Raw genomic sequence first — 21916 nt, 5'->3', positions numbered from 1 at the left:
GCCCGCACCGATCCGACTACTGGCCGGTCGCCGCCGTCGTCGCGCTCGCCGCCTCCCCGTTGCGACGCCAGACGACCGTCGTCAGCGCGGCCCCGACCGCCACGAACGCGCCGGCGACGACGAAGGCCGTGAGGAAGCCGTAGCCGGCGAGCCAGCCGCCGGCGACGGAGCCGACGCCGCTGGCGAGCCCGGAGACGGCGGTGTAGATGCCAAGCGCCTCGCCGCGGATTGCCGGGGGCGCGAGGCCCGTGACGATGCTGGCCGCCGTCACGGCGATGACGGCCCAGGCCACGCCGATGCCGACGAAGACGGCACCGTTGGCGACGACGCTGACGACCGTCGCCGGGAGGACCAGCCCGACCACGACCACCGCCGGGTGCAGGACCGCGCGGACGAGGAGGCCGGCGGTCTGGAGGCCGGCACTGTCGTACCGCTCGGCCAGGTTCCCGGCCCACCCGTAGCACAGCGCCGAGCCGAGACTGGAGAGGAAGTACAGCGCGAACACCACGCCGGAGTCGTACCCCTGGACCGTCGAGAGGTACGCCGGCAGCGGTCCCCAGAAGACCCCGGACCCGACGAAGATGGCGACGACGGCCGCGAAGTACAGCGCCAGCGACGGGGTGAAGCGCGCGGCCACGGCCCGGGGGTGCATCGACCGGGTGAGCCAGTAGAGCCGGGCCGGTCCGACGGGAAAGGTGGCACTGCGGACCGGCACCCGGCGCGCCCGTGCGACCGCACGGGCGACGCGGCTGGGACGGGGCTGTTCTGCCGCGGCCGCGTCGCTCGGGAGCCACGCGGCCACGAGCAGCGCCGCGGTGGCGGCGACGGCGGCACAGAGCCACAGCAGCCAGCGCTGGGCCGTCTCGGCACCGAGGGGCCCGCTCAGAGCGGTGGTCCAGACGAGCCCGAGGACAAGGCCGCCGGCCCACCCCCAGCCCTGGTAGCGGTTGAGCGCGGCGAACCGGCCCGGCCAGTCCCGTTCGAGGTGCCCGAGGGTGACGAGCAGGGTGAGTACCGGAGCGACCGCGCCCGCGGCGAACCACAGCAGGCCGTTCCCGGCGATGACGACCCACTCGACGTCGGTCAGTGCGACGACGACGATGGCCACCGTCGCCAGTCCGAGCGCCAGCAGGACGAGCGAGCGTCGTTTCCCGGTGCGGTCCGCGACCCGACCGAACAGCAGTGCGCCCGGTGCCCCGGCCGCGGCCGCGAGGCCGGCGAGGACGCCGAGCAACAGCGTGCTCCCCCCAATCGTGACGAAGTACAGCGGGACGAGCAGCGACGCCGCCCCGAGTGCGACCGATCCGACAGCCCACGCGTACAGCCAGCGGTCCCGTGCCATTACCCGCTTTCTCACCGTGGCCGACCAAAAGGACACTGCCCCGGCGACGCCGCTGGATGACAAGGGTTTACCCGCTGGTCGGTCTACCCGGCGGCGATGACACTGCCGCGGGTGGCCGCGTTCACCGACACGTACCTGCCGACGGTCAACGGCGTGACCTACACGGTCAAGACGTGGCGGGACCGCTGGCACGCCCGCGGCGGGCGGATGGACGTGGTCTACCCGCGCAGCAGTCACGCCCCCGAGGACGGGGAGTATCCCGTCCGGAGCGTCCCGTTCCCGTTCTACGAGGGGTTCCGAGTCGGGATGCCACAGGTCCCCAACGCCGTCGCGGAGGCCGACATCGTCCACGCGCACACCCCCTTCAGCCTCGGGATGGCGGGCCAGCGCCTCGCCCGGAAGGTCGACGCGCCGCTGGTCGCCTCCTACCACACGCCGACCGGGGAGTACGCGGAGTACGTCTCGGTCACCGACACCGTCGAGGCGGCGGTCCAGTCCAGCGCCGAGCACTACGAGCGGTGGTTCCTCGACCGGGCCGCCGTGGTCGTCGCCCCGAGCGCCGAGGCCGCCGCCCACGTCCGGAACTCGGTCGGGGCCGACGTGGCCGTCGAGGTGATCCCGAACGGCGTCGACACCGACTTCTTCGCCCCGCGGCCCGACGACGACTTCCGCGAGCGCCACGGCCTGCCCGACGGGCCGCTGGTGGGCTACACGGGCCGGCACGGCCACGAGAAGTGCCTGCCGGACGTCATCGCGGCCTGTGAGGGGCTGGACGTGACCGTGGTCTTCGGCGGCGACGGTCCGGCCCGCGAGGGGCTGGAGCGGCGGGCCGCCGAGGCCGACGTCGACGTCCGCTTCCTGGGCTTTCTGGACCGCGCCGAACTGCCGTCGCTGTACGGCACGCTCGACGTGTTCGCGTTCCCCAGCCCCGTCGAGACCCAGGGGCTCGTCGCGCTGGAGGCCAACTGCTGTGGGACGCCCGTCGCCGGCGTCGACGCGGGGGCGCTCAGCGACACCGTCGACGACGGCGAGACCGGCTACACCTATCCGGAGGGCGACGTCGACGCCTTCCGGAACGCGATCGAGCGGACGCTGGCCGAGCGTGAGCGCCTCCGGGAGAACTGTCTGGCCCGCCGCGAGCGGGTCAGCGTCGAGCGCGCCGTCGACCGGCTCCGGGACGTCTACGAGCAGGTCAGCTAGAAGTCGTCGAGGCTGGTCTGGCCGCCGTCCTCGCCCCCGTCGTCGGCCCGGTCCCGTCCGCGGTTCGAGAACGATCCCCGGCGGCGGACCCGCGGGTCCGACAGCGCCTCGCGCGCCCGGTCGGCGAGGGCGGCGTACCGCTCCCGGGCCCGCTCGGCCTCGTGGTCGTAGTCGACGACGGGGTAGGGGTAGTCCTCGCCCACGTCGACCCCACACTCCCGCTGGACGCCGACCGGGGTCTCGGCCGGCGCTGGCAGGTGTTCGTCCGGGAGCGGTGCCAGCTCGGGGACGTACTCGCGGACGAACGCGCCGTCGGGGTCGTACTCTCGGAGCTGCTTTTCGGGGTCGTACACCCGCACCGGGTGGACGCCGGTGAGGTTGCACTGGGACTGCCACTGCGTGTAGTTGATGGCGGGGTCGGCGTCGACGAGGTGTTCGTACACGAAGTCGGCCCCGCGCCTCCACCACTGTTTCAGCACGTAGACGTAGAACGTCGCCGCCAGCGCCCGCATCCGGAAGTTGACGTAGCCGGTCTCGGTCAGCGCGCGCATCGCGGCGTCGACCATCGGGAACCCCGTCCGGCCCTCGCGCCACGCGGCGTCCAGGTCCTCGTCGTGCTCGTCCCGGAACAGCCCCCGGAACACGGGGTTGACCGCCCGCTCGGTCCAGCCCGGCCAGTCGGCCAGCTTCTGGTGGTAGTGGCGGTTCCAGAACAGCCGCGAGGTGTACATCTCCCGGCCCCGGCTCTCGGGGGCCGACTGGACCCGCTGGTACACCTGCCGGTGGGAGAGCGCGCCGAACGTCAGGTACGGCGAGAGCCGCGACGAGCGGTCCTCCGCGGCGGCGGGCGGCGAGACGACGCGCGGGTAGTCGGTCAGACGGTCGACGAACGCCGACAGCCGCTCGTTTCCCGCCATCGTTCCCCCCGCCGGCACGCCGCGCTTCTCGGGAGCCACGTCGTGTCTGGCCTCGACCTCCTCGATCGTCACCTCGGAGTCCACCGGGTTCGGGCCGAGCCCGTCCGGTCGTGCGTGGGGCTCGCGCTCGAAGTACGCCTCGCAGTGGTCGTCCCACCCCTCGCCGGCCCGCGTCGCGCGCGTGTCGACCGCCACGGTCCCGTCTCGGTGGCGCTGGCCGGGACGGCGGATCCCGTCGTCGTCGAACACCTGCACGCCCTCGCGGTCGAGGAGCGCCTCGTCGCGGGCCAGTCCCCGGCGCGCGGTCACGTCGCGGTTGACGTACACCGCGAAGCCGCGATCGAGGAGTTCGGGGACGCGTTCGTGAGGGTCCCCCGACAGCAACGCGAGGTCGCTCCCCAGGTCGCGGTACTGCCCGCGGAGGTCGGCGAGGCACTCGTGGAGGAACCGCAGGCGGGCGTCGCAGGCGAGCCCGTCGTCGCCGTAGTACACCGGGTCGACGACGAACGCCGGCGCGACCCGGTCTGCGTCGCTGGCGGCCGCGAGCGCCGCGTTGTCGACGGTACGGAGGTCGGCCCGGTGCCAGACGACGGCGTCGGTCACAGTGGGTCGAGGGACGGGAGCGTCAAAAACACCGCCGGCACCTGCCCTTCGTCATCGAAGGTGTAATCTGAAAAGTAGTCCGCAGCCGTCCGGCAAAAACTATCTTACGACCTGCACCACGCTGGAACCGTATGTCGGATCAACACGACGAGCGTCCGCCGACGAAGAGGATCGTCGAGCGTGAGGTCGAACCCGGTGAGGAGACGCCGAACTACCGGGTACTCGAGACCATCGCGGACGTCGAGGACGTCGACGAGACGGAACTGCCGCCCCTCTACCCCCGCATCGACCACATCCTGGACGAACTGTTCAGCGAGCCACCCGTCCCGGAGTCACAGATCGAGATCTCCTTCTCCTACCACGGCTACAGGGTCCGGATCACCCAGGAGGGCGTCGTCTCGCTCAGGAAACTCGAGGACGACCTCGACGCGGCCGTGGAGTGAGCGCACTACCGCCGCGAGCGTCGCCACCCGACGGCGAAGCCGAGACCGTTCGCGACGCCGATCGCGATCCCCAGCGCGAAGTTCTCCAGTGCGAGTGCGAGGACCAATCCGATGCCGATGCCGCCGAGGGCCCCCTTCAGCAGGGTCGGCCAGTGGAGCCAGCCCCCGTCACTCTCGTCGTCACTCATACTCGCTCTACGGTACGTACCGACAAAAGTGTGTGACAGACGGGACCGACCTCCCCACCGGGACCAGGGGCGGCTGCGTCACCGCAGTTTACGCCTCGTCGGTCAGTCGGACGTCGTTGGCGTCCGCGTCGTAGTCGACGACCGCCGCCTCGTCCAGTTTGGGGAGGTGGCAGTGGTGAAGCGAGATCGAGACCGCTCGGACCGACTCGTCGTCCGCGTTCGTCTCCTCGTGGGCCGTGATCGAGCGGGCGAGCGACTCGAGAGTGATCGACCCGTCGCGGGCCGTGAGTACCCTCACGGCGACCCTGCGGCGGGCCGAGGACAGCAGTTCGTGTCGCTCCGTCGCGGGGAGGTGATCGAGCGCTCCCCCTCGGTGCGACCGGTCAAGCTTGGTGTTTGACATGATTGGGTTCTCGCGCCGATCGGTAATCGGTGCGTACCGTATAGTGCCGGTGCCCGAGTGTAAGACTGGGGCCTAGCCGGATAGGTCCGAGACAGCGGCGGACGCGAGGCAGCGACGGACGGCCGTAACGACTTCTTTTCCAGGTACTTTCCAAGTACGTGACGACGGACGCCTCCGCCGGCGGAGTCTATTAGTGTCACCCGACTGTGAATGACGTATGCCCGGCGACGAACTGACGCCGACCCAGCGGGAGACGCTGGGGGTGTTCGGGGCCGACCGAGAGCCGCTGACGACGAGCGAGGTGGCGACGCGTCTCGACCTGGGTCGACGCAGCGCGTACGACCGACTGCGCCACCTGGTCGACTGCGGTCGGCTGGCCACCAAGAAGGTCGGAGCCAGCGGCCGGGTCTGGTGGCGGCCGGTCGAGGCGGCGACCCGGGGGGCCGGGCAACAGGCGACCGCCGGCGCTGGCGAGGGACCGTCCCAGGCGGGAGAACTGGAGTCGGTGCTCGAGCGTATCGACGACGCCTTCTTCGCGCTCGACGACGACTGGCGGTTCACCTACGTCAACGACCGGGCGGAGACGCTCCTCGAACAGTCGGCCGACGCCCTCCTCGGCCAGCGGGTCTGGGACGCGTTTCCCGGAACCGTCGACTCCGCCTTCGAGGCCGAGTACCGCCGGGCGATGCGAACCGGAGAGTCCCGGTCGTTCCAGGCGCGGTACCCCCCGCTCGATCGGTTGTTCGACGTGACGGCGTACCCCTCCGAGAGCGGGCTGTCGGTCTACTTCCGTGACATCACCCAGCGTCGGGCACGCGAACGGGAACTCGAACGGTACGAGGCCATCATCGAGACGATGGACGACGGGGTGTACGTCGTCGGCGAGGACGGGACGCTCACGTTCGTCAACGACGCGTACGCGGACCTGCTGGGGGAAGAGCCGGCCGACCTGCTCGGCCGCCACGCGTCCGCGATCGTCGACGAAGAGACCGCGGAGCGGGCACACACGCTCCAGTCGGAGTTGCGGGACGGTAGCCGCGAGACGGCGCGGATGGAGACGACGCTGACGACGGCGGACGGCGACGAGATCGTCGCGGAGGCCACCTTCTCGCTGCTCGACGGTCCCGAGCCCGGGACCACCGAGCGGATCGGCGTCGTCCGGGACGTCACCGAGCGTCACGAGCGAGAGCGCCGGCTAGAACAGTACGAGACCGTCGTCGAGACGGTCGACGACGGCGTCTACGTCGTCGACGATCGGAACCGGTTCGTCATGGTCAACGAGGCTCACACGCGCCTGACGGGCTACGACCGCGAGGAACTGCTGGGCGCGGAGGCGACGCTCGTGACGAGCGAGACCGACCTGGCCCGGGCCGACCGTCGGAACGATGCCCTCGTCGACAGCGACGAGGACGCGACGACCATCGAGACCGAGCTCCTCACCGCCGACGGAGACACCGTGCCCGTAGAGACCCGGTTCACGCCGTTCCCGATGGACGGAGACGAGCAGCGGTACGGCCGGGCGGGCGTCGTCCGGGAGGTCACCGACCGCAAGCGACGCGAGCGGTTGCTGCGGACGCGGGCGCGCCAGCAGTCCGTCATCGCCGCCCTCGGCCGACAGAGCCTCGACGACGGCGACCTCGACGGCCTGATGGACGAGGCCACCCGCCGGGTGGCCGAGACGCTCGCCGTCGACTACGTGAAGGTGCTCGACCTGGACGACGACGGCGACGAGCTGCTGTTGCGCGCCGGGACCGGCTGGGACGAGGGGATCGTCGGCTCGGCGACCGTCTCCGCGGTCGAGAACGGGTCACAGGCGGCCTACACGCTCGACGCCAGCGACCCCGTCGTCGTGGAAGACCTGGCCGACGAGGAGCGGTTCGACGGACCCGACCTGCTGACGAACCACGACGTCAGGAGCGGCATCAGCGTCCTGATCGGCCCCGACGACGACCCGTGGGGCATCCTCGGCGTCCACGACACGGAGCCTCGCTCCGTCTCCCCGCTCGACGTCAACTTCGTCCAGTCGGTCGCGAACACGCTGGCCGCAGCCATCGAGGCCCACGCCCGCAAGCAGGAGCTAATCCGTCAGCGAGAGCAGCTCTCTGCGCTCGACGAGCTCAACCGCGTCGTCCGCGAGACCACCGACGCCGTCATCGAGCAGTCGACCCGCGAGGAGATCGAGGAGACGGTCTGCGAGCGGCTCGCGGCGACGGAGTCGTACCTGTTCGCCTGGCTCGGCGGCGTCGAGACCGGGTCGAGCGAGCTGGTCACGCGGGCCCAGGCCGGCGCGGCGGACTACCTCGACGAGATCGAGACGTCGATCGACCCGGACGACGACCTCGGACAGGGGCCGACCGGCCGAGCCTTCAGGACCCGCGAGACCCAGACCGTCGACGACGTCGAGACCGACGCGGACTACGCCCCCTGGTCTGTGGACGCGGTGGCCCACGGGATCCGGTCGTCGGCGGCCGTCCCCATCGTGCACGACAAGGTGCTCTACGGCGTGTTGAGCATCTACGCCGGGCGTACGGGTGCCTTCGAGGGACGGGAGCGAGCGGTGGTCGACCAGCTCGGGGAGTTCGTCGGGCACGCCATCGCCGCGACGGAGCGAAAGCAGGCGCTGATGAGCGACGAGGTCGTGGAACTGGAGTTCGAGATCGCGGACGTGTTCGAGGACTTCGGTGTCGAATCCGGGGAGGCCGGGCGGATCACCATCGAGAACACCGTGCCGATCTCCGACGACGAGTTCCGTATCTACGGGGCCGTCACGCCCGAGGGCCGAGCGACCCTGCGAACGGCGGTCGAGGAACACCCCCACTGGCACTCGCTGACCGTCCGGGGCGACCAGGACCGGCGCTTCGAGTTCTGTGCGACCGAGCCGCCGATCCTCTCGACGCTCGCGGCCGTCGGCGGTCGCATCGAGCGCGGCGTCGTCCGCGACGGCGACTACTACCTGACCGTCCACGTCCCGCCGTCGGCCGACGTCCGGCGCATCATCGACGCCGTCGACGAGCACTACCCGTCCTCGCAGCTGCTGAAGCGTCGGCAGACCACCCGCGAGGACCCACGGGCACGCGTCCAGCAGGCGCTCACTGACGACCTGACGGACCGCCAGCGGACGACGCTCGAGATCGCACACGGCATCGGCTTCTTCGAGTGGCCCCGCGAGGCGACGGCAGAGGAGGCGGCCGACTCGCTGGGCGTCGCAGCGCCGACCTTCCACCAGCACCTCCGCAAGGCACAGCGGAAGGTGTTCGACTCGCTGCTGGCCGCGAGGACGGCCGCGAGGCCGACGGAGTGACGTGGTCTCCTCGGTCGCGCCGCTCCCTCGCGGCCCTACGCCAGCGCGCTCCCGGCCCGAATGATCGTCTGCTCGTGCGACCACCTTTTTCGGCCTCGGGTGCGCTACGCGCACCGCTCGGCGAAAAACGTGGGCGAAAAACCGCTCGTCGCGCCGCTCCCTCGCGGCCCTACGCCAGCGCGCTCCCGGCCCGAATGATCGTCTGCTCGTCGAAGGCCGACCCGACGAGCTGGAGTCCCACCGGGAGGCCGTCGCTGGTCTCGCCGGCGGGGACCGAGATCGCCGGGAGGTTCGCGAGGTTGACCGGCGTCGTGTTGGCGTCGGCGAGGTACATCGTCAGCGGGTCGTCCAGGCTCTCGCCGCGTTCCATCGGCGGGACGGGCATCGTCGGCGAGGCCAGCACGTCGGCGTCGGAAAGCGCCGCGTCGAAGTCCTGCTTGACCCAGGCACGGGCGTCCTGGGCCTTCTTGTAGTACTTGTCGTGGTAGCCCGCCGAGAGGGCGTAGGTTCCGAGGAGGACGCGGCGCTTGACCTCCTCGCCGAAGCCACGCTCGCGGGCGTTCGCGAACGACTCGTTCCAGTTGCCGTCGCGGCCGCCGCTCCGTCCGTAGCGGACCCCGTCGAAGCGGGCGAGGTTCGAGGACGCCTCGCCCATCGCGATGACGTAGTAGGCCTCGACGGCGTGCTCGACGCTCGGGAGGTCGACCTCGTGGTAGCTCGCGCCCTTCGACTCCAGTTCGTCCAGTGCGTCCCAGAACGTCTCGACGACTTCCCCGTCGGCCCCGTCGAGCAGTTCCGTCGGGACGCCGATCGAGAGCCCGTCGACGTCGCCGTCGGCCGCGGCGGCGTAGTCGTAGCTCCCGCCGTTGTCGGTCGCGTCGCGGGTCGTCGCGTCGCGCTCGTCGGGACCGGCGATCACCTCCAGCAGTTCGGCGGCCTCCTCGACGGTGGGCGCGATGGGACCGATCTGTTCGAGGCTGTTGGCGTAGGCGACCAGCCCGTAGCGCGAGACCAGCCCGTAGGTGGGCTTGATGCCGACGACGCCACAGAAGGCGGCGGGACAGCGGATCGAGCCGCCGGTGTCGCTGCCCAGCGCCAGGTCGGCGTCGCCCGCGGCGACGACTGCCGCCGAACCGCCGGAGGAACCGCCGGGGACGCGCCCCTCGGCGACGGGGTTCTCGACCGGCCCGAACGCGGAGGTCTCGGTCGTCGTCCCCATCCCGAACTCGTCCATGTTCGTCTTTCCGGGGATGGTCGCGCCGGCCCCCTTCAGGCGCTCGACGACGGTGGCGTCGTACGGCGGGACGTAGTCTTCGAGCATCTTCGACCCGCAGGTGGTGCCGACGCCCTCGGTGGAGATGTTGTCCTTGACCGCGACCGTGCGACCGGCCAGCGGTCCGTCGTCGGCCCCCTCGATGGTCTCGGTCGCGATGTAGCCGTTGTGCTCCATCCTACGACACCTTCGGCCCCTTGAACTGCCCCTCCTCGGAGTCGGGTGCGTTGCGGAGCGCCTCCTCCTGGGTCAGTCCCTCGCGGACCTCGTCGGGCCGCATCACGTTCGTGAGGTCGGCCTCCCGGTCTGTCTCGGGCACCTCGTCCAGCGCCTCGAAGGCGGCCAGGATCTCGCCGAACTGCTCGGTGAACCGCTCGACCTCCTCGTCGTCGAGGTCGACCCGGGCCAGGTCGGCCACGTGCTCGACCGCCTCGGGGTCGACGGCGTTGTCGCTCATACCCGAGGCGAGTGCTGGCCCGGCGGTAAGCGTTACGGAAGCCCCGACCACGTCACACGTTCACATACACAAACTGTTTCGCACGGTAGCGAAAACTCAGTTTTCGGAAACGTCCATAATCGCTTTGCGTTTCGGCAAAGCTTTTAAGTTGCTCGACCACCAACAGATGTATACAGAGACAATTCCGCCGTTTTCCGGGTGCCCGTACCCGCCCGTTCCCCCAACCAATGACTGACACCACTATCCGCCGATACACGAGCGAGCGCGAGACAGAGGACGAGCAGACGAGCGAGCAGGAAGAGGAGTCCCTGGTCTGTCCCGAGTGTGGCGGTTCGCTGGTCTCCGACAGCGAGCGCGGTGAGACGGTCTGTGAGGACTGCGGCCTCGTCGTCGAGGAAGACGAGATCGACCCCGGCCCCGAGTGGCGCGCGTTCGACTCCAAGGAGAAAGACGAGAAGTCCCGCGTCGGCGCGCCGACCACGAACATGATGCACGACAAGGGCCTCTCGACGAACATCGGCTGGCAGGACAAGGACGCCTACGGCAACTCCCTGTCCTCGCGCCAGCGCGAGAAGATGCAGCGCCTGCGCACCTGGAACGAGCGGTTCCGCACCCGCGACTCAAAGGAGCGCAACCTCAAACAGGCGCTGGGCGAGATCGACCGGATGGCCTCGGCGCTGGGCCTGCCCGAGAACGTCCGCGAGACCGCCTCGGTCATCTACCGCCGGGCGCTGGACGAGGACCTGCTGCCCGGTCGCTCCATCGAGGGCGTCTCCACGGCCAGCCTCTACGCCGCGGCCCGCCAGGCCGGCACGCCGCGGTCGCTGGACGAGATCGCCAACGTCTCCCGCGTCGGCAAGGACGAGATCGCCCGGACCTACCGCTACGTCGTCCGCGAGCTCAGCCTCGAGATCCAGCCCGCCGACCCCGAGAGCTACGTGCCCCGCTTCGCCTCCGACCTCGACCTCTCCGAGGAGGTCGAGCGCCGGGCCCGCCAGCTGCTGAAAAACGCCAAGGAGGAGGGCGTTCACTCCGGGAAGTCCCCCGTCGGGCTGGCCGCCGCGGCCGTCTACGCCGCCTCGCTGCTGACGAACGAGAAGGTCACCCAGAGCGAGGTCAGCGAGGTCGCGAACATCTCCGAGGTCACCATCCGCAACCGCTACCACGAACTGCTCGAGGCCGAGGACAGCGTCCACGTCTAACTCCGTAACGCAGACGTACCGTCGAGCCGTCGCCCGGTTTATGGAGACGACCCGCCACTTCGTCGCGACCGTCTACGTCGTCAGCGACGGTGCCGTCGCGCTGCACGAACACGACAAGCTCGGGATGTGGCTGCCCGCCGGCGGCCACGTCGACCGCGACGAGCTCCCCCACGAGGCCGCGCTCCGGGAGACCCGCGAGGAACTCGGGCTCGACGTCGACCTGGTCGCGCCGCGGGAGCGCGTCGAGAGCGAGACCGTCCGGTCGATCCCCCAGCCCCAGCACTTCCTGCTGGAGGACATCAACGTCCACGAGAACGGCGACGTGGGCCACCAGCACGTCGACTTCGTCTTCTACGGCGCGAGCGACAGCCGCGAGATCGACCCCGGGCCGGGCGAACAGCCGGCCGGGGACTGGACGTGGTTCACGCCGGCGGAGCTGGACGAGCGAGCGGGCGAGCTGCCAGACGACGTGGTCGAGGTCGGGAAACAGGCGGTCGCCGCCGTCGAGGACCGCTGACACGGCCGCTCAGACCAGCGACTCGACGTACTTCGTGACGTGGTCGTCCATCCGGCGCTTGTAGCCGGCCTGCCGGGCGAGCCGGTCGAGTTCGCGGGCGGCCAGCGAGCCGTACTGCGCGGCCTTCTTGTCGCGCTCGGCGACGGCGTCGGGGAGGACGTCGGTGGCCGCCTCCCGGAGCGCCACCTTCCGCCGGTCGCCCTCGACCAGCAGCTCCCCCGGGAGCCGGAGGGCGGCCGCGACGACCCGGTCGTGCAGCAGCGGCGTCACCGGCTCGACGCCGGCAGCGCGGAGCGCCAGGACGTCTCGCGGGAGCTGGTCGGGGAGCGTCGCGACCACCTCCCGGCGCGCACCCCGGACGGTGTCGGCGTCGACGCGCGGGTCCTCGGGCGCGTTCGCGACCTTCGCGTAGCCGCCGAACAGCTCGTCGGCCCCCTGCCCGAGTGCCAGCCGGCCGAAGCCGTCGGCCGCGACGCGCTCGGCGGTCAGGTACAGCGGGAGCGCGATCTGGACGGCCATCGCGTCCGTCCGGCCGGTGGCGGCGACGATCTCCGGGACCGCCCGCTCGATGGCGTCGTGGGTCAGCTCGACCACTCGGAGTTCGCGTCCGAGCAGGTCGGCGGCCGAGCGGGCCGCCTCGACGTCGTGGCTGTCCGGGAAGCCCGCGACGTACAGCGGCGCGTCGAGCCGGGCGGCCAGGATCGCGGAGTCGACGCCGCCGGAGAACGCGACCGCCAGCCCGTCGGCGTCGACCTCGTCGACGCTGGTCTCGACGGCGTCTCGGACCCGCGCGACGGCGCGCTCGCGGTCGGTGAACGGGTCCGGATCGGGCAGCGACCAGAGACGGTCCGACGCCTCGCCGTCGACGGCGTGTCCGGCCGGGACCGGGTCGGGATCGGTCAGCTCGGTCGGGTCGTGGCTCCAGCGGCCGTCGGCTATCGGGGCCGTGCCGTCCCGGTCGACGAACAGCGGTTCGCGGCCCAGCACGTCCCTGACCAGCCTGCCGTCCAGTTCGCCGGCGAACCCCCGCGTCCCGGGGAGCGGGTCGCCCGCGTCGAGGGCCTCGCGGACGGTGGCGGGGGCTGCGCCCTGCATCGGTCAGTCCCAGATGTCGCCGATGCGGCTGACGACCCGGCGCTTGGCCCCGCCGGCGGCCTGTCGGAAGCTGATGCGCCAGGGCGTCCGCTTGCCGACGACGGTGGTGCGGCCGTCGGCGACCGCGTCGAGGATGCCGTCGACCGAGCGCTCGTCGGCGTCGACCTCCGTGACCGCCTGGCCGACCATCTCGGCGATGTGGGCGTCGCTGCCGGCGGTCATCGGGAGCCTGCGCCGCCGCGCGAACCGCTCGGCCTGCCGGTTCGACCGACCGGTCAGCAGCCGGGAGTTGTACACCTCGATGGCGTCGGCCTCCGAGAGCGTGTCCTTCGAGATCTCCGCGAGGACGCCGTGGCGGGACTCCTGGAACGGGTGCGGGACGACGGCGATCCCGCCCTGGTCGCGGATCCGGTCGAGCGTCTCGCGGAACGACAGCCCCGCGGGGACCACCTCCTGGATGCCCAGCCCGATGACGTGGCCCGCCGCGCTGGAGACCTCCATCCCCGGGATGCCGATCAGACCGTACTCTGGCGCGAGGTCGGCGGCCTCGAGACTGGCGTCGAGCTCGTCGTGGTCGGTGACCGCCAGCGCGTCCAGCCCGACCGCGCTGGCCTGCTCCAGCAGGAGTTCGACGGGATCGCGCCCGTCGTGGGACAGCGACGAGTGCGCGTGGAGCTCGACCGAAAGCACGAGCGTCAGTACAGCCGGACGGGGCAAAAGTACCCCGGTCCGCCCCGACAGGTGTCAGGCGTCCTGAACGCGGCGGTCGAGGGCGGCCCGGCACGGCTCCGGCCCGAGCGAGAGACGACAGCCTTGATAAGTCAGGCGGACGTGTCAACGCGCTGTATGCCAGCCAAGACAGGTGGGTCGCACGCGCTCGCGTCGTTCGTGACGCTCGTGGTGGGGACGGTGCTGTCGAAGTACATCTGGGCGGTGTCGCCCGATCTGAAGGCGGCGTCGACGGCGGCGACAGTGACGGCCGAGCGAGTCGCCGGAGTGTCGTTTCCGTACAGCGACCAGTTCGCCGGCGTCGTCGTGCTGATGGTCGGGATCTCGTTCGTCTGGGGCGTCCTCTATCACGTCACCCGGCACGAGTAGCGTCGACGGCGAGCGGGCGGAGGTCGCTTCGGTCAGCCGTCGTGACTCACGGTTTCCGATGGTCGCCGTTCGTCAGTTCCGCAGGCCTCGCTTCGGTCAGCCGTCGTACCCCGCGTAGTCCATCAGCGTGCCGAAGATGTCCGTGTCCATCGCCTCCTTGTAGACGACGCCGGTCAGCATCCCGCCGGGGTAGCTGGACCCGTTCATCACGTGGTTGACCTTGTGACAGTGCATCAGGTAGATCCCGGGGTCGGCGTCGGCCTCGAACTCCAGGGTGCGGCGGCCGGCCGGCGGGATCGAGCAGACGTCCTGCCGGTGGCGGGCGACCTCCGGAATCACGCCGCCGTCCTTCGAGCGGACCTCGAAGCGGTGGTTGTGGATGTGCATCGGGTGGTCCATGTAGCCGCCGTTGAGCAGGTGCAGGCGGACGGTGTCGCCCTGCTCGACGATGATGGGGGAGCCGTCCTCGGGGTGGAGGGTCCGGGGCGCGGACTTCCCGTTGACCGTGAAGGTGTCGGGCTGGCGGTTCCGGGGGCTGTAGCTGGCGTCCATCCCCGCCATCTGACGGTTGAGCCGGGAGTCCCACTCCTTCAGCGTCATGAAGTACTCCTTGTCGGCCGGCTCGTACCCCTTCGGATCGACCCGGAAGATGCCGTACATCCCCATGTCGAGGTGCCGCGGGGTCTGGTAGTGGCAGTGGTAGAGGTGCGTGCCGGGCTCGTTGGCGGGGATCTCGTAGGTGTGTTTCTCCCCGGGATCGACGCGGATGCCCGTCGTCGTCGGGACGCCGTCGTCCTCCCAGTTCTTCGAGACGGCGTGGAAGTGGACCGTGTGCGGGCGCATCCCGTCCGTGTTGTCGAGCGTCACCTCCATGTCTTCCCCCTCGGTCGTCCGGAGGATCGGACCGGGGACGCTGGGGTCGCCGTCGTCGGCCTTGAACGCCCAGACCTGCGGGAGTTCGACGGGACCGCCCATCGTGTCCGTCGGGTGGGCGAGGTGGCGCGCGGGGACCGACGACAGCGTCACCTGGCCGCCCTGCTCGTCGACGTTGACGATCTCGGGCGGGGAGGTGGTGGGCAGGCCACCGCTCTGACTGGCGGCCGTCTCCGTACCGGCGTCGACGCTCTGCTCGGGGTCACCCGGCGCGGCACAGCCCGCGAGGGCGGCGACGCCGCCCGCGCTGGACGCCTTCACGAACTCGCGACGCGACATTCCGGAACCGGGAGCACCGATCTGCTTCGTCATGGACACCTGAACGTATACGGTCCGGGTATAAACCCCTCCGAGCGTGTTCTCAGGCCGGCAGAACCGTTCCCAGCGACTGAGAATCGGGGGACAGCTTGTGTCCGGCGGGGGAGAAGCCGAACGTGTGATCGATCCGCTCGACCCCACGGCGGCCGTCGGACGAGTCGGAGTGCTTAAACCTCCGTCCCGGCCAACGGTGTAACGATGGTCCGGGACCCGTTCGCCGACGACGAGACTCCGGAGCTGACGACGGTCCTCGACGCGCTCGACGACGAGGACTGCCGGGAGATCGTCAGAGCGCTCGACGAGCCGATGACAGCAAGCGAGATATCGGACGCGAGCGGCGTCCCGCTGTCGACCACCTACCGGAAGCTGGAACTGCTCACCGAGTCGTCACTGCTCCAAGAGGGCGTCGAGGTGCGAGCCGACGGGCAACACGCGAGCCGGTACGCGATCGACTTCGAGGAGGTGGTCATCCTGCTCGACGAGGACCGCGAGTTCGAGGTCGACATCGCACACCGCGCCCGGTCGCCGGACGAGCGGTTGGAGAACCTCTGGTCGGAGGTGCGAAAAGAGACATGAGTCCACACATCCCCAGTTCACAGATCGGTATCGTCGCCGCGAAGACGCTCATCCTCGTCATCGGCGGCCTCATCACGTACTACTCCTACGGGGCCTACACCCGGACCGGCAGTCCCGAGCACAAGTGGCTCACGTACGGGTTCGGGGTGGTCACGTTAGGTGCGGTCCTCGGCGGTGTCTTGGACATCGTCGTCGGCAACGTCTTCGGCGTCGACCTCATCTACACCAGCGTCTTCGTCTCCAGCAGTATGACCGCCGTCGGACTGGGGATCATCCTCTACTCGCTGTACGTGCGGTGACCGGAGGCCGGCGACCGGCGGTGTTCGGGGCGGTGTTTTTTGTGCCGATCCGGAGAAGGTGGGTCCGATCGCCCGCCCCACCCCGCTATGTCGCCCCTCGAAGCCCCCCTACTCGACCTCCACGTCCTGGCCGGTTTCGTCGCGCTGCTGGCCGGACTCGTCGCGTTCGGCACCGAGAAGGGCGGGCCGCGTCACCGCCGGGCCGGGCGGACCTTCGTCTACGCGATGGCCGTCGTCTCGGCGACGGCGGTGGCGCTGTTCGCGCTCGACCCGACCGGACTCCGGCGATTCCTCGCGCTCGTCGCGGTGTTCAGCTTCTACTTCGCCTTCTCGGGTGCCCGGACGCTCTCCCGCAAGCGTCCCGACGACGACCCGACGACGACCGACTGGGTCGCCGTGGGGCTGTTCGGCCTGGCGAGTGCCGGGCTCCTGGTCCAGGCGGGCCTGTGGTTCCTCCGCGGGACGGACTTCGCCGTGGTGATGCTCGTGTTCGGCGGTCTCGGGACGGTGTTCGCCCTCGGCGACGTCCGGCGGTTCCGCTCGGAGCGCGAGCCGGGGGCGTGGCTCGGCGACCACGTCGTCCGGATGGGGGCGGGCTACATCGCGACCGTCAGCGCCGTCTCGGCCGTGAACTTCCTCTTCCTGCCGGCGGCCCTGCGGTGGCTCTGGCCCACGCTGCTCGGAACCCCGCTGCTGGTCGTCCTCCAGCGGCGGTACGAGCGGCGGTTCGGCCTCGGCTGAGCGCGTCCGGCTCCGCCCCGTCCCTACACAGTAACCCTGCCCGCCTTTTCCGACAGCGCCCCACGTACCGGTATGGCGATCACCCAGACCGGCGAGAACGCCGGCGCGAGCTACGAGATCCGGGCCGATCGGGCGACGAACAGACTCTATCTCTCCTTCGAGGGGCGACTCACCGCCGGGGAGATGGAGACCGCAGCGAGCGAGACCCTCGACGCGGCCGACCGCCTCGACGACGGGTTCGCGATCGTCAACGACATCTCGACGTTCGCCCCGCCCTCGCCGGAGGCCGCCGCGCCCATCGAGGACGCGCAGGGCGAGCTGGCCGAGATGGGGCTGGGCGACGTCGTCCGGGTCGTGGGCACGGAGACGAGCCGCGTGACCGAGAACGCGTTCCAGCGCCGGTCCCGGCAGGCGGGCTACGAGGGCGAGACCGCACCGACGGTCTCCGCGGCCGAGCAGCGCCTCGACTGAGCCCTCATAGTAAGCGATTTAGCCGGCCGGGAGCCACGGGGACGTAATGAGTCTCTCCGACGCGGACCACGACCTCGTGGTCGACGAGCTCGGCCGGGAGCCGACGCGGGCCGAGGCCGCGCTGTTCGAGAACCTCTGGAGCGAACACTGCGCCTACCGCTCCTCGCGCCCGCTGCTCTCGGCGTTCGACTCCGAGGGCGAGCAGGTCGTCATCGGCCCGGGGGACGACGCCGCCGTCGTCTCGCTGCCGAGCCACGGCGACGGCGAGGAGACGTACATCACGATGGGCGTCGAGTCCCACAACCACCCCTCCTACGTCGACCCCTTCGACGGGGCGGCCACCGGGGTCGGCGGCATCGTCCGGGACACGCTGTCGATGGGCGCGTACCCCATCGCACTGGCCGACTCCCTCTACTTCGGCGACTTCGACCGCGAACACTCCCAGTACCTCTTCGAGGGCGTCGTCGAGGGGATCTCCCACTACGGCAACTGCATCGGGGTCCCGACCGTCGCCGGGTCGGTCGCCTTCCACGAGGACTACGAGGGCAACCCCCTCGTGAACGTCTCCTGTATCGGCCTGCTGGAGCCCGAGCGGACCCTCACCGCGGAGGCACAGGAGCCGGGCAACAAGCTCGTCCTCGTCGGCAACTCCACTGGGCGGGACGGGATGGGCGGGGCCTCCTTCGCCAGCGAGGACCTCGACGAGGACGCCGAGACGGAGGACCGCCCGGCCGTCCAGGTCGGGGACCCCTACACGGAGAAGCTCCTCATCGAGTGCAACGAGGCGCTGCTCGACGAGGAGCTGGTCGAGTCGGCCCGCGACCTCGGCGCGGCGGGGCTGGGCGGCGCGTCCTCCGAACTCGTCGCGAAGGGCGGCCTCGGAGCCGAGATCGAACTCGAACGCGTCCACCAGCGCGAGCCCGGGATGAACGGGACCGAGATCCTCCTCTCGGAGAGCCAGGAGCGGATGGTGTACGAGGTGACACCGGAGAACGTCGACCGCGTCGCCGAGCTCGCCGACCGCTACGACCTCGGGTGTTCTGTCATCGGCGAACTCACCGCGGCCGGCACCAACTACGTCTGCACCTTCGAGGGCGAGACCGTCGTCGACGTCGGGGCGGAGTTCCTCGGCGAGGGCGCGCCGATGAACGACCTCCCGGCGGAGTCCCCCGTCGAGGCCGAGCGGGACCTGCCCGACGTCGCTCTCGACGAGGCCTTCGAGGCCGTCGTCGGCAGCCCCAACTGCGCCTCCAAGCGGTGGGTCTACCGCCAGTACGACCACGAGGTGCAGGTCCGGACGAGCGTCCTGCCGGGCGACGACGCCGCCCTGCTGGCCGTCCGCGAGGCCGAGACCGGGCTCGCGTTCTCCGCGGGCGCGGACCCGAACTGGACCGACGCCGCGCCCTACGAGGGTGCCCGCGCCGTCGCGCTGGAGAACGCCACCAACGTCGCAGCGAAGGGCGCGACGCCCCACGCCGCCGTCGACTGCCTGAACGGCGGCAACCCCGAGAAGCCCGACGTCTACGGCGGCTTCGAGGGCATCGTCGACGGGCTGGCCGAGATGTGCAGCGACCTCGACGTGCCGGTCGTCGGCGGGAACGTCTCGCTGTACAACGACTCACAGACAGGCCCGATCCCGCCGACGCCGACGCTCGCGCTCGTCGGCGTCAAGGACGGCTACGACGCGCCCCCGATGGCTCTCTCGGGCGAGGGCACGCTGGTCGTCGTCGGCGACGCGGCGCTCGCGGGCGAGACCGACCCGCGACTCGGTGGCTCGGAGTACCTCGCGCAGTTCGGTGGCGCCGACCGCTTCCCCGCGCTCCCGTCGGCCCCCGCGGCGCTGATCGAGACGATCGCCGAGGTGGCCGACGCCGATCACGTGCTGGCCAGCCACGACGTGAGCCACGGCGGCCTGGCGGTGGCGCTGGCCGAGATGGTCCACGAGGACGCGGGTGCCGAGGTGGCCGTCGAGACGGGAGACGGTGCCGACCAGCACGCCCTGTTCGACGAACGACCGGGCCGCGTCGTCTTCGAGACCACCGATCCCGACGCGGTGCGGGCGGCCTTCGACGGCGTCGCGCCCGTGACGGAACTGGGCGCGGCCGACGGGTCGGCGACGCTTGACCTGACGGTCGGCGGGGAACGGCTCCGCTACGACGCGGCGGCGGTCGCCGACCTCCGCTCGGTCATCGAGGACGAACTCGCCTGAGGGGGGTCGTCCGGAGCGGAGACGACGGTTCTCAGACCAGGAGCAGCGCGACGCCGAACGTCAGCAGGAGGCCGACGAGCGCGACGGCGGCACCCTGACCGACCTGTCCCGTCGTGAAGTCGCTCTGTGGCGCGGTCTCCCGCAGCGGCGGTTCGCGCTCGGGCAGGTCGACGTTCTCGGGGTCGTAGTCCGGACGGTCCTCGTCGTGGTGGTCGTCTGCCATACGCGGCCGTTCTCGGAGCGGGCACCTGTACCTGTCGGATTCCGTCGCTCACAGCGGGTTTTGAGCGACCTGAAGGCACTTTGTGGGGAGGCGAGAACGGACGGCTATGACGGAGTACACGCGCCGGTCGCTGCTGGCGACGCTGGGAGCGGTCGGGACGGCCAGTATCGGGGGCTGTCTCACGCAGCTGACGGGCGGGCCGCGACACGAGCGGGTCGCGTGGCGGCGGAGCCCCGAGGGGACGATCGGTAGCCTCGCCGTCGTCGACGGCGCGCTCGTGGCGCTGACGACGTGGCGCACGCTGGCGTTCGATCCGGGGACCGGCGACGAGCGGTGGCGCGTCCTGCTCGACGACCCCGGCGACACCGTCTGTTACGACGCGGGACTGGCAGGCGCGACCGGTCCCGACGGGCGACCGCTGGCCGTCGTCGCGGGCTGTGACGGCACCCGCGCGTTCGAGCACCTGGAGGGCACGCAGGTCTGGGGGCGACCCGACGCGTCCTCGCTGGCCCCCATCGCGGCCACCGACGACGCCGTCTACCTGAGCGAAGGTGGGGTGACGGCCGTCGACGCCGCCGACGGCAGCGTACGATGGCGCGCGCTCGAGGGCGACGTCTCGACCGCGGGCGCGACGAGCGACGCCGTCTACGTCGGACGCGCGGACGGCACCCTCCACGCGCTCTCGGCCGCCGACGGCAGCGAGCGGTGGTCGACAGACGTCGGTCCCGGTCGCGTCGAACGGCCGACGGCCGTCGACGGCACCGTCTACGTCCCGACCGGGCGGCCGGACGACGACAGCGGCGACCTGTTCGCGCTCTCGGCCGCCGACGGCAGCGAGCAGTGGCGCGTCGACACCGGACAGGCGCTCTCGGACAGCCGCCCGGTCCTCGCCGGCGACACCGTGCTCGTGGGCACCGCGAGCGGGTCGCTGCACGCCCACCGCCGGGACACCGGCGAGCGGCGCTGGCGGTTCGACGCCGAGGACTGGCTGGTGACACAGCCGGCGGTCGGGCCGGACGGCGCGACGGCCTACGTCGGGAGCAACGACGGGAACGCCTACGCGGTCTCGATGGCCGACGGCAGCGAACAGTGGACGGTCCCGGTCGGGTACAGCTCCGTCGCGCCGGTCGTCCGCGGCGACCGCGTCTTCGTCGGGAGCCACGACGGCCTGTTCGCGCTCCGGCGCGGCGAGCTGGAGTGAGCGAGGACGACGCGGCAGCCAGCGGACCTTGCGCCAGCCGAAACCGTCAAACGGCCCTGTAGCGAAGCCACGGACAGTAGATGACCCTCACCAAGCGCATCATCCCCTGTATCGACGTCGACGTCGACGAGAACGGGGACGCCGCCGTCTACACGGGCGTCAACTTCGAGGACCTGGAGTACACCGGCGACCCGGTCGAGATGGCCAAGGCCTACAACGAGTCCGGGGCCGACGAGTTCGTCTTCCTCGACATCACCGCCTCCGCGGAGGGCCGAGAGACGATGCTGGAGACGGTCTCGGCCGTCGCCGACGAGGTGTTCATCCCACTCACAGTGGGCGGCGGCATCCGCACCCGCGAGGACGTCAAGGAGACGCTGCGGGCCGGCGCGGACAAGGTCTCGATCAACTCCGGCGCGATCGCGAACCCCGATCTCATCGACGAGGGCGCGGCCGCCTTCGGGAGCCAGTGCATCGTCATCTCGCTGGACGCCCGCCGGCGCTTCGACGACGAGGGCGAGCACTACGCCGAGATCGACGGCGAGTCCTGCTGGTTCGAGTGCACCGTCAAGGGCGGCCGCGAGGGCACGGGACTGGACGCCGTCGAGTGGGCACAGGAGGCCGAGGACCGCGGCGCGGGCGAGATCTTCGTCAACTCCATCGACGCCGACGGGACGAAAGAGGGGTACGACATCCCGCTGATGAAAGCGGTCTGTGACAACGTCTCGACGCCGGTGATCGCCTCCTCGGGCTGTGGCAGCCCGGCGGATATGGAAGAGGTGTTCGTCGAGGCCGGGGCCGACGCCGGACTCGCGGCCTCGATCTTCCACTTCGGCGAGTACTCAATCGCGGAGACGAAGGCGTACCTGGACGAGCAGGGGATTCCGGTCCGGCTCTGAGCGGGTGGGA

General features: G+C 70.8%; 23 protein-coding genes. 13 read left to right on the top strand and 10 right to left on the bottom strand.

What is annotated here, in order from left to right:
- Nucleotides 1-16: 16 nt before the first annotated feature.
- Nucleotides 17-1534 (bottom strand): MFS transporter, encoded by a 1518-nt coding sequence (locus tag P0592_RS17325; protein WP_276272163.1) that lies wholly within the window; start codon nt 1532-1534, stop codon nt 17-19.
- Here P0592_RS17325 and P0592_RS17320 point away from each other — a divergent pair.
- Entirely contained in the window at nt 1439-2542 is a 1104-nt protein-coding gene (locus tag P0592_RS17320) for a glycosyltransferase (RefSeq protein WP_276272162.1), read from the top strand. The two genes, P0592_RS17325 and P0592_RS17320, sit on opposite strands and share 96 nt — an antisense overlap.
- On the opposite strand, the gene P0592_RS17315 is transcribed toward P0592_RS17320, so the two are convergent.
- Nucleotides 2539-4062: an FAD-binding domain-containing protein gene (locus P0592_RS17315; protein WP_276272161.1), complete on the bottom strand. Its 1524-nt coding sequence runs from the start codon at nt 4060-4062 to the stop codon at nt 2539-2541. The genes P0592_RS17320 and P0592_RS17315 overlap by 4 nt on opposite strands.
- A 131-nt stretch (nt 4063-4193) precedes the next feature.
- Between P0592_RS17315 and P0592_RS17310 the strand changes: the two genes are divergently transcribed.
- A complete protein-coding gene (locus tag P0592_RS17310; protein WP_276272160.1) occupies nt 4194-4505 on the top strand; it encodes a HalOD1 output domain-containing protein in 312 nt (103 codons plus the stop codon).
- Between the two features lie 5 nt (nt 4506-4510).
- On the opposite strand, the gene P0592_RS17305 is transcribed toward P0592_RS17310, so the two are convergent.
- On the bottom strand, nt 4511-4693 hold the full coding sequence (locus tag P0592_RS17305; RefSeq protein WP_276272159.1) for a hypothetical protein: 183 nt from the start codon (nt 4691-4693) through the stop codon (nt 4511-4513).
- 88 nt (nt 4694-4781) lie between these two features.
- A complete protein-coding gene (locus tag P0592_RS17300; RefSeq protein ID WP_276272158.1) occupies nt 4782-5096 on the bottom strand; it encodes a DUF7344 domain-containing protein in 315 nt (104 codons plus the stop codon).
- Between the two features lie 217 nt (nt 5097-5313).
- On the opposite strand from P0592_RS17300, the gene P0592_RS17295 reads away from it, so the two are divergent.
- Nucleotides 5314-8397, top strand: coding sequence for a PAS domain S-box protein (locus tag P0592_RS17295; RefSeq protein ID WP_276272157.1), 3084 nt, complete (start codon nt 5314-5316; stop codon nt 8395-8397).
- 169 nt (nt 8398-8566) lie between these two features.
- Here P0592_RS17295 and gatA read toward each other — a convergent pair whose 3' ends face one another.
- Both gatA and gatC read right to left on the bottom strand, forming a co-directional pair.
- Nucleotides 8567-9847: an Asp-tRNA(Asn)/Glu-tRNA(Gln) amidotransferase subunit GatA gene (gatA, locus tag P0592_RS17290; protein WP_276272156.1), complete on the bottom strand. Its 1281-nt coding sequence runs from the start codon at nt 9845-9847 to the stop codon at nt 8567-8569.
- Between the two features lies 1 nt (nt 9848).
- Nucleotides 9849-10127 carry an Asp-tRNA(Asn)/Glu-tRNA(Gln) amidotransferase subunit GatC gene (gene gatC / locus P0592_RS17285; RefSeq protein WP_276272155.1) on the bottom strand — a complete coding sequence of 93 codons (279 nt, stop codon included), beginning with the start codon at nt 10125-10127 and terminating at the stop codon, nt 9849-9851.
- A 227-nt stretch (nt 10128-10354) separates the two neighbouring features.
- Here gatC and P0592_RS17280 point away from each other — a divergent pair, with 227 nt between their 5' ends.
- Nucleotides 10355-11329, top strand: coding sequence for a transcription initiation factor IIB (locus P0592_RS17280; RefSeq protein ID WP_276272154.1), 975 nt, complete (start codon nt 10355-10357; stop codon nt 11327-11329).
- Between the two features lie 40 nt (nt 11330-11369).
- Entirely contained in the window at nt 11370-11846 is a 477-nt protein-coding gene (locus P0592_RS17275) for an NUDIX hydrolase (RefSeq protein WP_276272153.1), read from the top strand.
- A gap of 9 nt (nt 11847-11855) precedes the next feature.
- Here the strand turns inward: P0592_RS17275 and P0592_RS17270 are convergent, their stop codons facing one another.
- On the bottom strand, nt 11856-12941 hold the full coding sequence (locus P0592_RS17270; protein ID WP_276272152.1) for an asparagine synthase C-terminal domain-containing protein: 1086 nt from the start codon (nt 12939-12941) through the stop codon (nt 11856-11858).
- Nucleotides 12942-12944: 3 nt separating this feature from the next.
- Nucleotides 12945-13631, bottom strand: coding sequence for a PHP domain-containing protein (locus tag P0592_RS17265; protein ID WP_276272151.1), 687 nt, complete (start codon nt 13629-13631; stop codon nt 12945-12947).
- Between the two features lie 156 nt (nt 13632-13787).
- Here P0592_RS17265 and P0592_RS17260 point away from each other — a divergent pair, with 156 nt between their 5' ends.
- Nucleotides 13788-14039, top strand: a complete 252-nt coding sequence (locus tag P0592_RS17260) for a hypothetical protein (protein ID WP_276272150.1) — start codon at nt 13788-13790, stop codon at nt 14037-14039.
- 96 nt (nt 14040-14135) lie between these two features.
- Here the strand turns inward: P0592_RS17260 and P0592_RS17255 are convergent, their stop codons facing one another.
- Nucleotides 14136-15284, bottom strand: a complete 1149-nt coding sequence (locus P0592_RS17255; RefSeq protein ID WP_276272149.1) for a multicopper oxidase domain-containing protein — start codon at nt 15282-15284, stop codon at nt 14136-14138.
- 204 nt (nt 15285-15488) lie between these two features.
- Between P0592_RS17255 and P0592_RS17250 the strand changes: the two genes are divergently transcribed.
- From P0592_RS17250 to purL, 5 genes are all read left to right on the top strand, one after another.
- Nucleotides 15489-15866: a winged helix-turn-helix domain-containing protein gene (locus P0592_RS17250; RefSeq protein WP_276272148.1), complete on the top strand. Its 378-nt coding sequence runs from the start codon at nt 15489-15491 to the stop codon at nt 15864-15866.
- The gene (locus tag P0592_RS17245; protein WP_276272147.1) at nt 15863-16165 is read left to right on the top strand and encodes a DUF7521 family protein; all 303 of its coding nucleotides are present in this window, start codon (nt 15863-15865) and stop codon (nt 16163-16165) included. Before P0592_RS17250 ends, P0592_RS17245 begins: the two co-directional genes overlap by 4 nt.
- Before the next feature lie 87 nt (nt 16166-16252).
- On the top strand, nt 16253-16906 hold the full coding sequence (locus tag P0592_RS17240) for a DUF2306 domain-containing protein (protein WP_276272146.1): 654 nt from the start codon (nt 16253-16255) through the stop codon (nt 16904-16906).
- Nucleotides 16907-16978: 72 nt separating this feature from the next.
- Nucleotides 16979-17377 carry a hypothetical protein gene (locus tag P0592_RS17235; RefSeq protein ID WP_276272145.1) on the top strand — a complete coding sequence of 133 codons (399 nt, stop codon included), beginning with the start codon at nt 16979-16981 and terminating at the stop codon, nt 17375-17377.
- Nucleotides 17378-17423: 46 nt separating this feature from the next.
- Entirely contained in the window at nt 17424-19586 is a 2163-nt protein-coding gene (purL, locus tag P0592_RS17230) for a phosphoribosylformylglycinamidine synthase subunit PurL (protein ID WP_276272144.1), read from the top strand.
- A 31-nt stretch (nt 19587-19617) separates the two neighbouring features.
- On the opposite strand, the gene P0592_RS17225 is transcribed toward purL, so the two are convergent.
- Complete coding sequence (locus tag P0592_RS17225; protein WP_276272143.1) at nt 19618-19809, bottom strand: DUF7550 family protein; 192 nt, start codon at nt 19807-19809, stop codon at nt 19618-19620.
- 106 nt (nt 19810-19915) lie between these two features.
- Here P0592_RS17225 and P0592_RS17220 point away from each other — a divergent pair, with 106 nt between their 5' ends.
- Together P0592_RS17220 and hisF are read left to right on the top strand one after the other, a co-directional pair.
- Nucleotides 19916-21010 carry a PQQ-binding-like beta-propeller repeat protein gene (locus tag P0592_RS17220; protein WP_276272142.1) on the top strand — a complete coding sequence of 365 codons (1095 nt, stop codon included), beginning with the start codon at nt 19916-19918 and terminating at the stop codon, nt 21008-21010.
- Nucleotides 21011-21090: 80 nt separating this feature from the next.
- The gene (gene hisF, locus P0592_RS17215; protein WP_276272141.1) at nt 21091-21906 is read left to right on the top strand and encodes an imidazole glycerol phosphate synthase subunit HisF; all 816 of its coding nucleotides are present in this window, start codon (nt 21091-21093) and stop codon (nt 21904-21906) included.
- The last annotated feature ends 10 nt before the right edge of the window (nt 21907-21916 follow it).

It is taken from the genome of Haloarcula litorea (assembly GCF_029338195.1).
In the GTDB taxonomy this organism is placed as follows: domain Archaea; phylum Halobacteriota; class Halobacteria; order Halobacteriales; family Haloarculaceae; genus Haloarcula; species Haloarcula litorea.
This window is presented reverse-complemented; position numbering and strand designations above follow the sequence as displayed.

Bases quoted from the DNA above. Each gene is read 5' to 3' on its own strand.
- P0592_RS17275 (WP_276272153.1), top strand. From the start codon at position 11,370: ATGGAGACGACCCGCCACTTCGTCGCGACCGTCTACGTCGTCAGCGAC.
- P0592_RS17255 (WP_276272149.1), bottom strand. From the start codon at position 15,284: ATGACGAAGCAGATCGGTGCTCCCGGTTCCGGAATGTCGCGTCGCGAG.
- P0592_RS17295 (WP_276272157.1), top strand. From the start codon at position 5,314: ATGCCCGGCGACGAACTGACGCCGACCCAGCGGGAGACGCTGGGGGTG.
- gatC (WP_276272155.1), bottom strand. From the start codon at position 10,127: ATGAGCGACAACGCCGTCGACCCCGAGGCGGTCGAGCACGTGGCCGAC.
- P0592_RS17225 (WP_276272143.1), bottom strand. From the start codon at position 19,809: ATGGCAGACGACCACCACGACGAGGACCGTCCGGACTACGACCCCGAG.
- P0592_RS17270 (WP_276272152.1), bottom strand. From the start codon at position 12,941: ATGCAGGGCGCAGCCCCCGCCACCGTCCGCGAGGCCCTCGACGCGGGC.
- hisF (WP_276272141.1), top strand. From the start codon at position 21,091: ATGACCCTCACCAAGCGCATCATCCCCTGTATCGACGTCGACGTCGAC.
- P0592_RS17320 (WP_276272162.1), top strand. From the start codon at position 1,439: ATGACACTGCCGCGGGTGGCCGCGTTCACCGACACGTACCTGCCGACG.
- P0592_RS17305 (WP_276272159.1), bottom strand. From the start codon at position 4,693: ATGAGTGACGACGAGAGTGACGGGGGCTGGCTCCACTGGCCGACCCTG.
- P0592_RS17280 (WP_276272154.1), top strand. From the start codon at position 10,355: ATGACTGACACCACTATCCGCCGATACACGAGCGAGCGCGAGACAGAG.
- P0592_RS17245 (WP_276272147.1), top strand. From the start codon at position 15,863: ATGAGTCCACACATCCCCAGTTCACAGATCGGTATCGTCGCCGCGAAG.
- P0592_RS17220 (WP_276272142.1), top strand. From the start codon at position 19,916: ATGACGGAGTACACGCGCCGGTCGCTGCTGGCGACGCTGGGAGCGGTC.
- gatA (WP_276272156.1), bottom strand. From the start codon at position 9,847: ATGGAGCACAACGGCTACATCGCGACCGAGACCATCGAGGGGGCCGAC.
- P0592_RS17240 (WP_276272146.1), top strand. From the start codon at position 16,253: ATGTCGCCCCTCGAAGCCCCCCTACTCGACCTCCACGTCCTGGCCGGT.
- P0592_RS17235 (WP_276272145.1), top strand. From the start codon at position 16,979: ATGGCGATCACCCAGACCGGCGAGAACGCCGGCGCGAGCTACGAGATC.
- P0592_RS17310 (WP_276272160.1), top strand. From the start codon at position 4,194: ATGTCGGATCAACACGACGAGCGTCCGCCGACGAAGAGGATCGTCGAG.
- P0592_RS17300 (WP_276272158.1), bottom strand. From the start codon at position 5,096: ATGTCAAACACCAAGCTTGACCGGTCGCACCGAGGGGGAGCGCTCGAT.
- P0592_RS17260 (WP_276272150.1), top strand. From the start codon at position 13,788: ATGCCAGCCAAGACAGGTGGGTCGCACGCGCTCGCGTCGTTCGTGACG.
- purL (WP_276272144.1), top strand. From the start codon at position 17,424: ATGAGTCTCTCCGACGCGGACCACGACCTCGTGGTCGACGAGCTCGGC.
- P0592_RS17250 (WP_276272148.1), top strand. From the start codon at position 15,489: ATGGTCCGGGACCCGTTCGCCGACGACGAGACTCCGGAGCTGACGACG.